General features: G+C 69.4%; 8 protein-coding genes and 1 pseudogene. 2 read left to right on the forward strand and 7 right to left on the reverse strand.

Annotated features, from left to right (window positions below):
- Positions 1-67: 67 nt before the first annotated feature.
- The 3 genes and pseudogenes from ACT6XY_RS02465 to ACT6XY_RS02475 form a co-directional block, all read right to left on the reverse strand.
- Positions 68-1,141 (reverse strand): annotated as a pseudogene (locus ACT6XY_RS02465) (homocysteine S-methyltransferase family protein); the annotation flags it as partial.
- A 34-nt stretch (positions 1,142-1,175) separates the two neighbouring features.
- The gene (metF, locus tag ACT6XY_RS02470) at positions 1,176-2,090 is read right to left on the reverse strand and encodes a methylenetetrahydrofolate reductase [NAD(P)H] (RefSeq protein ID WP_444746740.1); all 915 of its coding nucleotides are present in this window, start codon (positions 2,088-2,090) and stop codon (positions 1,176-1,178) included.
- Entirely contained in the window at positions 2,090-3,136 is a 1,047-nt protein-coding gene (locus ACT6XY_RS02475; RefSeq protein WP_444746741.1) for an ArsR/SmtB family transcription factor, read from the reverse strand. The genes metF and ACT6XY_RS02475 overlap by 1 nt, the downstream gene beginning before the upstream one ends.
- A gap of 147 nt (positions 3,137-3,283) precedes the next feature.
- On the opposite strand from ACT6XY_RS02475, the gene ACT6XY_RS02480 reads away from it, so the two are divergent.
- Both ACT6XY_RS02480 and ACT6XY_RS02485 read left to right on the forward strand, forming a co-directional pair.
- Positions 3,284-4,495, forward strand: a complete 1,212-nt coding sequence (locus ACT6XY_RS02480; protein ID WP_444746742.1) for a PA0069 family radical SAM protein — start codon at positions 3,284-3,286, stop codon at positions 4,493-4,495.
- Positions 4,496-4,506: 11 nt separating this feature from the next.
- On the forward strand, positions 4,507-4,947 hold the full coding sequence (locus tag ACT6XY_RS02485) for a VOC family protein (RefSeq protein ID WP_444746743.1): 441 nt from the start codon (positions 4,507-4,509) through the stop codon (positions 4,945-4,947).
- Positions 4,948-4,960: 13 nt separating this feature from the next.
- Here the strand turns inward: ACT6XY_RS02485 and ACT6XY_RS02490 are convergent, their stop codons facing one another.
- From ACT6XY_RS02490 to ACT6XY_RS02505, 4 genes are all read right to left on the reverse strand, one after another.
- The gene (locus ACT6XY_RS02490) at positions 4,961-5,806 is read right to left on the reverse strand and encodes an outer membrane protein (protein ID WP_444746744.1); all 846 of its coding nucleotides are present in this window, start codon (positions 5,804-5,806) and stop codon (positions 4,961-4,963) included.
- A gap of 186 nt (positions 5,807-5,992) precedes the next feature.
- Positions 5,993-6,880 carry an outer membrane protein gene (locus ACT6XY_RS02495; RefSeq protein WP_444746745.1) on the reverse strand — a complete coding sequence of 296 codons (888 nt, stop codon included), beginning with the start codon at positions 6,878-6,880 and terminating at the stop codon, positions 5,993-5,995.
- A gap of 139 nt (positions 6,881-7,019) precedes the next feature.
- Positions 7,020-8,366 (reverse strand): phosphoglucosamine mutase, encoded by a 1,347-nt coding sequence (gene glmM, locus ACT6XY_RS02500; protein ID WP_444746746.1) that lies wholly within the window; start codon positions 8,364-8,366, stop codon positions 7,020-7,022.
- A 159-nt stretch (positions 8,367-8,525) separates the two neighbouring features.
- On the reverse strand, positions 8,526-8,816 hold the full coding sequence (locus ACT6XY_RS02505) for a DUF3297 family protein (protein ID WP_444746747.1): 291 nt from the start codon (positions 8,814-8,816) through the stop codon (positions 8,526-8,528).
- Between the last annotated feature and the right edge of the window lie 243 nt (positions 8,817-9,059).

The raw sequence follows: 9,059 nt of genomic DNA on the forward strand, positions 1-9,059 counted from the left end.
CGCGGACCCTGCTCGTAGGCCGCGACCTTCTCCGGATCGTCGAAGAACTGCGTGTTCACGCGGCGAACTCGAAGGCTTCGAGGCCCGACAGGCGGAGCCGCGTCGAAATGGTCGGGATCGCGCGCGGCGCCACGCCCTTCACCGCCTTGGCGATGGCGGCGATGTGGTCCGGCGTCGAGCCGCAGCAGCCGCCGACGATGTTGACGAGGCCGCTGGTGGCGAACTCGCCGACCATCGCCGCCATGGCCTCCGGGCTCTCGTCGTAGAGGCCGAACTCGTTCGGCAGGCCGGCATTGGGATAGGCGCAGACCAGCGTGTCGGCCACCTTCGACAGCGCCTGGATATGGCCGCGCATCTCCTTGGCGCCGAGCGCGCAGTTGAGCCCGATGGAGAAGGGCGAGGCGTGGCGGAGCGAGTACCAGAAGGCTTCCGGCGTCTGCCCCGACAGGGTGCGGCCGGACAGGTCGGTGATCGTGCCGGAGATCATCACCGGCAGGCGCACGCCCTTCTCCTCGAAGACCTCCTCGATCGCCACCAGCGCCGCCTTGGCGTTCAGGGTGTCGAAGATCGTCTCCACCAGCATGATATCGGCGCCGCCGTCGATGAGGCCGCGTGCCTCCTCGCCATAGGCCTCGCGGAGCTGATCGAAGGTGATGGCGCGGAAGCCCGGATTGTTGACGTCCGGCGAGATGGAGGCGGTGCGGTTGGTCGGCCCGAAGGCTCCGGCGACGAAGCGGCGACGGCCGTCCTTCGCCTCAGCGCGCTTCGCAGCGTTCTTGGCGAGCCGCGCCCCCTCGTAGTTGAGCTCGTAGGCGAGCTCCTCCATGCCGTAATCGGCCTGCGCGATGGAGGTGGAGGAGAAGGTGTTGGTCTCCACCATGTCCGAACCCGCCTCGAAATATTCGAGATGGATCGCCTCGACGACGTCCGGGCGCGTCAGGATCAGCAGGTCGTTGTTGCCCTTGAGGTCATGGCTCCAGTGGGCGAAGCGCTCGCCGCGGAAGTCGGCCTCCGAGAACTTGTAGCGCTGGATCATCGTGCCCATGGCGCCGTCGAGCACCAGGATCCGCTCGCGGGCGGCCTTGGTGAGGGCGGCCGCCACCTCGGCGCCGTCGGCGTGCAGATGGGGAAACTGGGTCATCTGGAGAACTCCTTCCGGAGAAGAACTGAAAGGCTCACGCGGCCACGGCCGCCGGTGCTGCGTCCTTCGGCCTGAGGCCGAGGAGGTGGCAGACGGCATAGACCAGGTCGGCGCGGTTCATCGTGTAGAAATGGAACTCCGTGACGCCGCGGTCGACGAGCTCGAGCGCCTGCTCGGCGGCCACCGCCGCGGCGATCAGCTTGCGCGTCGCCGGGTCGTTCTCCAGTCCCTCGAAGCGGCGGGCGAGCCAGTCCGGCACGCTCGCCCCCGTACGGGCGGCAAATCCCGCCGTCTGCTTGAAGTTCTGCACAGGCACGATGCCCGGCACGATCGGGATGGTGATCCCGGCGGCGCGGACGCGGTCGAGGTAGCGCAGGTAGACATCGTTGTCGAAGAAGAACTGGGTGATCGCCCGCGTCGCACCGGCGTCCACCTTGCGCTTCAGCATGTCGATGTCGGTGTCGAGCGAGGGGCTCTCCGGGTGTCGCTCCGGATAGGCCGAGACCGAGACCTCGAAATCACCGATCGCCTTGATGCCGGCGACGAGCTCGGGCGAGCCCTCGTAGCCGCCGGGATGGCTCTCATATTTCGTGCCGACGCCACCGACGGGATCACCGCGCAGCGCCACGATATGGCGCACGCCCGCCGTCCAGTAGTCACGGATGACGTCGTCCACCTGCTCCTTGGTGGCGGCGACGCAGGTCAGGTGCGCCGCCGGCTTCAGCGCCGTCTCCTTGACGATGCGCGAGACGGTGGCGTGGGTGCGCTCGCGGGTGGAACCGCCGGCCCCGTAGGTGACGGAGACGAAGGAGGGTTCCAGCGGCGCCAGCCGCTCGACCGATTCCCACAGGGTGGTCTCCATCTCCTCGGTCTTCGGCGGGAAGAACTCGAAGGAGACCTTCAGGCGGGAGCGGGAGACGTAGCGGCTCGGCTTGTAGGCGGAGGACATCAGGCGACCTCGATGGCGGGTGCCGCCGGCAGGGCCGGGGCGTCGTTGACGATGCGCGGGTCGCGGCCGACCCAGATGGAGACGGTGAGCTTGTCGCCCTGGGGCTTGTCCGGAGCGAGGTTGAGGAAGCGGACGGGCGTGAGCCCGGCGGCGGCCATCCAGCCCTCGATGACGTCCCGGGCGAAGCCGAGCCGGCGATGGGCCTGCGCCTCGCGCAGGAACTCCTGCTCGTGCGGCGCGAAGTCCACCACCACCAGCCGCCCGCCGGGGCGCAGGACACGCGCCGCTTCGCGGATGGCGCGGGCGCCGTCGTCGAGGAAGTGCAGGACCTGGTGGATGATGACGCCGTCATAGGCGTCACGCGGCAGGGCGAGCGAATAGATGTCGCCGGTCCTGACCGAGCAATGGCGGATGCCGGCACGGTCGAGGGCGGCCCGGGCGAGGGTCAGCATTTCGGGGCTGGCGTCGATGCCGAGCCCGCGGTCGATCTCGGGGGCGAAGAGCTCCAGCATCCGCCCGGTGCCAGTGCCGAGATCGAGGAGCGAGCGCAGCGGCGCGCCCGAGAGCGCGTCGCGGATTGCCTTCTCCACCCGCTCCTCGGGCACGTGGAGCGCCCGCAGGCGGTCCCAGTCGGCGGCGTGGCGGCTGAAGAAGGCCTGCGCCTCGGCCGAGCGCTTGGCGCGCACCGCGGCGAGCCGCTCGCGGTCGCTGGCGAGGATGGGATCGGCCGGATCGACGAGGGCCGTCAGCGCCTCGACGGTGCGAGCGCCCGCCCCCTCCCCCGCCGCGCGGAAGAAGGCCCAGGAGCCCTCCTTCACCCGCTCCACCAGCGCGGCCTCCAGCAGCAGCTTGAGGTGGCGGGAGATGCGCGGCTGCGACTGGCCGAGGATGTCGACCATGTCGGTGACCGTCAGCTCCGCCTGTGCGAGCAGAGCGAGGAGGCGTAGGCGCGTCGGCTCGCCCACGGCGCGCAGCACCGCGACGGCGTCGTCGAAGGCATAGGCCGCGGCAGGGCCGCCGAAGGATTTGCCGAAGGACAGGGTCACGGGCCTCACTCACATATAAAGATATCTTTATGCCCGTTTCGGCGTCATGGCAAGACGCGATTTCAAGCGCGGCCCGCCGCAGCTGGAACCGCAGATGTTCCAGTTTTGTTCTTGAGCGTGAAAGCCGCCTCTGCTAGATCTCGGTCCATGCCCCGCCCCCGTTTCCAGCCTGCTCCAGAGGATCTCGCGGCCCGCCTGAATGGCGGTGGAATGGAGGCCGCGGCGGCGCGCATTTTCGGCCTCAGGACCGCGGGGGCGCTCGACCTGTCCTCGGGTCCCGCCGTCGCCGACGCGCGCCGGCGCGGCCGCGGCACCCTGACCAATGCATCCGGCCGCTTCGAGAGCGAGAGCCGGGAGGCCGTGGATGACGGCTGGGGGTCGCTGGGGGAGCTGCCCGCCCTCGCCACCACCGTCACCGAGGAGAAGGCGAAGCGGATCATCACGCGCAACGATTCGCCGGACCTGTCCTTCGACCGTTCGATCAATCCCTATCGCGGCTGCGAGCACGGCTGCACCTACTGCTTCGCGCGGCCCAGCCACGCCTATATGGGCCTGTCGCCGGGGCTCGATTTCGAGACGCGGCTCTTCGCCAAGCCCAATGCGCCGGAGCTGCTGGAGAAGGAGCTGGCCGCGCACGGCTATCAGCCGCGCACCATCGCCCTCGGCACCAACACCGACCCCTACCAGCCCATCGAGAAACAGTGGCAGCTCACCCGCCGCATCCTCGAGGTGCTGGAGGCGGCGAACCACCCCGTCGGGATCGTCACGAAGAACCACCTCGTCACCCGCGACATCGACATTCTCGGGCGCATGGCGGCCAAGGGCCTCGCCAAGGTGGCGCTGTCGGTGACCACCCTCGACGGCAAGCTCGCGCGCTCTCTGGAACCGCGCGCCTCGACCCCGAGGAAGCGCCTCGAGGCGCTCCGCCTGCTCTCGGAAGCAGGCATCCCCACCGCCGTGCTGGTCGCGCCCGTCATCCCCGCCGTCAACGACGCGGAGATGGAGCGCATCCTCGACGCTGCCTGGCACATGGGCGCCCGCGAGGCCGGCTACGTGCTGCTGCGGCTGCCGCACGAGATCCGCGATCTCTTCCGCGAATGGCTGGTGGCGAACCGGCCGGACGCCGCCCGCCACGTTCTGTCGCTGGTCCAGCAGACCCGAGGCGGCAAGGACTACGACGCGACCTTCCACCTCAGGCAGAAGGGCACCGGCCCCTTCGCCTGGATGATCGGCCGCAGGTTCGAGGTGGCGCGTGAGCGGCTCGGCTTCAACAAGCGCACACTGCGCCTCGACACCGCGCAGTTCACGCCGCCCGCCCGCAAGGGGGAAGCGGCGGCCGAGCAGCTCACCCTGTTCTGAGGAGGAAGCCCATGGCTGCCGAACCTGCCGCCGTCGCGCTCATCACCCTCGGTGTCGATGACCTGCAGCGCGCCACACGCTTCTACGAGGAGATCGGTTTCGCGAAGTCCGTTTCGCAGAGCAGCGACACCGTCAGCTTCTTCCGGGCAGGCGGCGTGGTGCTCGCCCTCTTCGGCAGACGCGCCCTCGCCGAGGATGCGGGACTGCCGGAGGAACAGCGGTCGGGCTTCGGCGGCATCACGCTGGCGCGGAACTTCCCGTCACGTGAGGCGGTCGACGAGGCTTTCGTCCGCGCCGTCTCGGCGGGAGCGACGCCGCTCAAGACGCCTCGGGATGTTTTCTGGGGCGGCTACAGCGGCTATGTCGCCGATCCCGACGGGCACCCGATCGAACTGGCCTGGAACCCGCTCTTTCCCGTCAACGCGGACGGCACCATCGACCTGCCGATGTGAGGATGCGGCGAAGTCACTGCCCTGCGGTGATGCCGTCGCCGAACATGTAGCGAAGACCGATGCGCACCTCGTGTGCCGCCACCGTCGTGCGATAGGCGCCGCCCGCCGTGTCGGCGAAGCGCAGCGCGCCCATGTGCATATAGCGGTAGCCGATGTCGAGCTTGGTCTGCGGCGACAGGTCGACGGTGACGCCGGCCATGGCCGCCCAGGCGAGCGTCCATTTCACCGTGCTCACGAGGGCGGGCGTTCGCGTCGCCTCGCCGAGGGCGGCGGCGGCCGGCACCGGGGTCGAGACGTAGTTGGAGGCGGCGAGCCGCGCCATGCCGAGGCCGGCGCCCACATAGGGCGTCACGCCGCCCCAGCCGCCGAGATCGACATAGGCGTTGACCAGCGCCGAATGGGCGGTGACGCCGAAGCGCTCGGTGCGCAAGGGGACCGGCAGCGGGCCGGCATAGGCCCAGTTGCCCTCGGGCGGCGCGAAGCCGGACAGCCGCGCGGTGGAGCGGATGTCGAGCGTGGTATCGAGCCGCAGCCACTTGTACTTGAAGCCGAAGCCGAGGCCACCGCCGAAGGTGGTGTTGGCCCGGGTGTCGCGCAGGTCCACGAAAGCGGCGGGGGCGAAATTGACCGTGTCGAGATAGCGGGCGGCCGGGCGGCGGAAGATGCTGGCGGTGACGTCGCCGCGCACGTACCAGCCCGACGAGAAGTCCTCGGCGAGCACCGGCGGCAGCAGCGGCGCCGAGAGTGCGGGTCCACGGGTGTCGGCGGCAAGCCCGGGGCCTCCGGCGAGCACCAGGACCGCAAGAGCGGCGGCCGGGAGACGGGTTCCGCTGCGCAGCCGCGGGGTCGGACGGGTCATCACTCGTTTCCTGCAACGCTTCGGGGGCCCCTGCCCGGGGCGCTTGACGAACTCGGCGCCGAGTGTGGGACAGCGCGGTTAAGAGCGCCTTAAGGTTAAGAATTAACCGTGTTTGGCCCCCTGCCCCCCAAACGCAAACGGCGCGGGCCGGGGCCCGCGCCGTCGTCTCTCCGCTGGAGGGAGGGTTCAGTAGCGCGCGACGATCGGCTCGGAGGGAACCGCGCAGGAGCAGTTCAGCGACCAGCGCATGCCGATCTTGATCTCGTGGGCGGTCAGGCGGCTGACCTGCACGGTCTCGTTGCCGGCGCGCGCCAGGCCCGTGGCCGGATCGCGCAGCAGCAGCGCCGGCATGTCGCCGAGCGACAGGTAGCGGTAGCCGGCCTCGAGCGTCAGCCGCTCGTTGACCTTGTAGCCGACGCCGGCCATCAGCGCCCAGGCGAAGCTGGTGCGCGACACGGTGCTGGCATAGCCGCCGAGCGAGCCGGTGGCGCCGGTCACGCTGTTGAAGCCGGTGGAGGTGTCGGTGAAGCCGCTCACCGTGGTGTGCGCGAAGCCGAAGCCGGCGCCGACATAGGGCGTCAGGCAGCCGAGCTGGCAGAAGGTGCCGAGATCGACGTAGAAATTGGCGAGGCCGACCATCGAGCGGCTGCTGCCGTGATAGAGATTGGTCTGCGAGGTGGTGCCGCCGCTCTGGTCGAAGTTGACGTAGTCCAGACCGCGCAGGTGGCCCCCGCCGCGAAACTCGCCGGTCACGTCGACGCGGAACCACGAGTTGAACTGGTAGCCGACGCCGACACCGATCGTGTAGCTCTCCGAATGGGACTTGGTGCGCAGCGCATAGTCGTTGACGCCGCCGGCGCCGGCGCGCACCTGCGTGCCGTTCTGCATCACGGCGAAGTTGCCAATGGTGTGGGCGGCGACGCCGATGTCGCCGCGAAGATACCAGCCGCCGCTCTCAGCGGGCTGGACCACAGGCACGGACTGGCGAAGCACGGGCGGCATGTCGGCGGCGGAGGCGGCCGTCGCGGCGAGCGCCGCCGCGGCGGCGAGAACGGCTGTTGAGGGACGGCTCATGGCAATGTCCTGGCGGGGGCACACCCGTGATGGGCTGGCCCGAGGGTCAATGCCGAAATGCTCGCAGAGATTGCTTAAAGCCTGCTTAACCCTAACGATCGTGGTGAACGGGGCGTGAAGATCACCCCGCCGCGGCGGCTCAGGCGGCCGCCTTGGCCACCGCCTCGACGATCTGGTCGACGACGGCCTCCACGAGCTCGCGGTCATCGCCTTCCGCCATCACGCGGATGACCGGTTCGGTGCCCGAGGGGCGGATGACGAGGCGGCCGCGGTTGCCGAGCTTCAGCTTGGCGTCGTCGATGGCGGTGACGACGCTCGTCGCCTCCAGCGGCTTGCCACCCTTGAAGCGGACGTTCTTCAGGATCTGCGGCAGCGGCTCGAAGCGGTGGCAGACCTCCGAGACCGGACGGCCCATCTTCAGGACGACAGCGAGAATCTGAAGTGCCGCCACCAGGCCGTCACCGGTGGTCGAATAGTCCGACAGGATGATGTGGCCGGACTGCTCGCCGCCGACGTTGAACCCATGCTCGCGCATGTGCTCGAGGACGTAGCGGTCGCCGACCGGGGTGCGGGCGAGCTGCAGCCCGAGGCCGCCGAGGAAGCGCTCGAGGCCGAGATTGGACATGACGGTGGCGACGATGCCCGGCTGGGCGAGGCGACCGTCCTCGAGCCAGGACTGGGCGACAACCGCCATCAGCTGGTCGCCGTCGACGACATGGCCCTTCTCGTCGACGATCAGCACGCGGTCGGCGTCGCCGTCGAGGGCGATGCCGATGTCGGCGCGCATCTCGCGCACCTTCTCCACCAGCGTCTCCGGATGGGTCGAGCCGCAGGTGTCGTTGATGTTGAACCCGTCCGGCTTGTCGCCGATCGTCAACACCTCGGCGCCGAGCTCCCACAGCGCCGCCGGGGCCACCTTGTAGCCCGCGCCGTTGGCGCAATCGATGACGATGCGCAGGCCAGCGAGGTCGAGGTTGCGCGGCAGGGTGCGCTTGGCGAATTCGATGTAGCGGGCCTGGGCGTCGTCGATACGCTTGGCGCGGCCGAGCAGCCGCGAGGTCGCGAGCCGCCGGGACAGGTCCTGGTCCAGCAGCGTCTCGATGTCGCGCTCCACCTCGTCCGAGAGCTTGTAGCCGTCGGGGGCGAAGAGCTTGATACCGTTGTCGTCGAACGGATTGTGCGAGGCCGAGATCATCACGCCGAGGTCGGCGCGCATGGACCGCGTCAGCATGGCCACCGCCGGAGTCGGCATCGGGCCGACCAGCAGCACGTCCATGCCGACCGAGGTGAAGCCCGCCACCAGGGCGTTCTCGATCATGTAGCCGGACAGCCGCGTGTCCTTGCCGATCATGACGCGGTGGCGGTGCTCGCCGCGCTGGAACGCGAGGCCCGCCGCCTGCCCCACCTTCATCGCGAACTCGGGCGTGATCGGGAAGGCGTTGGCGCGGCCGCGGATGCCGTCTGTACCGAAATACTTGCGGGGCATGGGCGTGGTCTCGTGCGGCTTCGGGAGATCTGGTGATGCGATTCGGATCATCGCACCCTCTTTCCGCCTTATAGGCGCGGATGACGCCGATGTCGCCGCGCGCCGTTCACAAATGGTGAGCGTCGGTGACAACAGCGGCCGCCGCGGGGTGACGGCGGCTCAGTTCTTGAAATAGGGCTCCACCGGCCCCTTGAGCTTGACGGTCAGCGGATTGCCGAAACGGTCCTTGGCGGCGCCGGCGGTGACGCGGATCCACCCTTCCGAGACGCAGTACTCCTCGACATTGGTCTTCTCGGCGCCCTTGAAGCGGATGCCGACCTCACGCGACAGCACCGCCTCGTCGTAATAGGGGCTCTTCGGATCGGTGGACAGGCGGTCCGGCAGGGTCGGCGCATCGGTCACGGTGAGGCTCCTCGCGGGATGGATCTTTCCCGCACATAGACGCCCCATGACGCGCTGCCAAGCGCCCGTGCGGCCGGCCGCCTCTGGAACCCGCTCCCTGCCCGCATCGTTCAGTCTCGACCGGGGGAGGAGACGTTTCGAGGAGGACAGCTCATGGATCGGAGATATTTCATCGTCGCGGCCCTGGCCGGGACGACGGGGCTCGCGGCGTCAGCCGCACCGGCGCGCGCGGCGGGGCCGATCGGCCTCGCCGACGTTCAGGGCGCGCTCGGCACGGGAGCGGGGCAACCC

Source organism: Phreatobacter sp., from assembly GCF_052440005.1.
GTDB lineage: Bacteria > Pseudomonadota > Alphaproteobacteria > Rhizobiales > Phreatobacteraceae > Phreatobacter.

Coding starts and splice junctions, on each gene's coding strand:
- metF (WP_444746740.1), bottom strand. CDS start 2,090: ATGTCCTCCGCCTACAAGCCGAGCCGCTACGTCTCCCGCTCCCGCCTG.
- ACT6XY_RS02480 (WP_444746742.1), top strand. CDS start 3,284: ATGCCCCGCCCCCGTTTCCAGCCTGCTCCAGAGGATCTCGCGGCCCGC.
- ACT6XY_RS02485 (WP_444746743.1), top strand. CDS start 4,507: ATGGCTGCCGAACCTGCCGCCGTCGCGCTCATCACCCTCGGTGTCGAT.
- ACT6XY_RS02490 (WP_444746744.1), bottom strand. CDS start 5,806: ATGACCCGTCCGACCCCGCGGCTGCGCAGCGGAACCCGTCTCCCGGCC.
- ACT6XY_RS02495 (WP_444746745.1), bottom strand. CDS start 6,880: ATGAGCCGTCCCTCAACAGCCGTTCTCGCCGCCGCGGCGGCGCTCGCC.
- glmM (WP_444746746.1), bottom strand. CDS start 8,366: ATGCCCCGCAAGTATTTCGGTACAGACGGCATCCGCGGCCGCGCCAAC.
- ACT6XY_RS02505 (WP_444746747.1), bottom strand. CDS start 8,816: ATGGGGCGTCTATGTGCGGGAAAGATCCATCCCGCGAGGAGCCTCACC.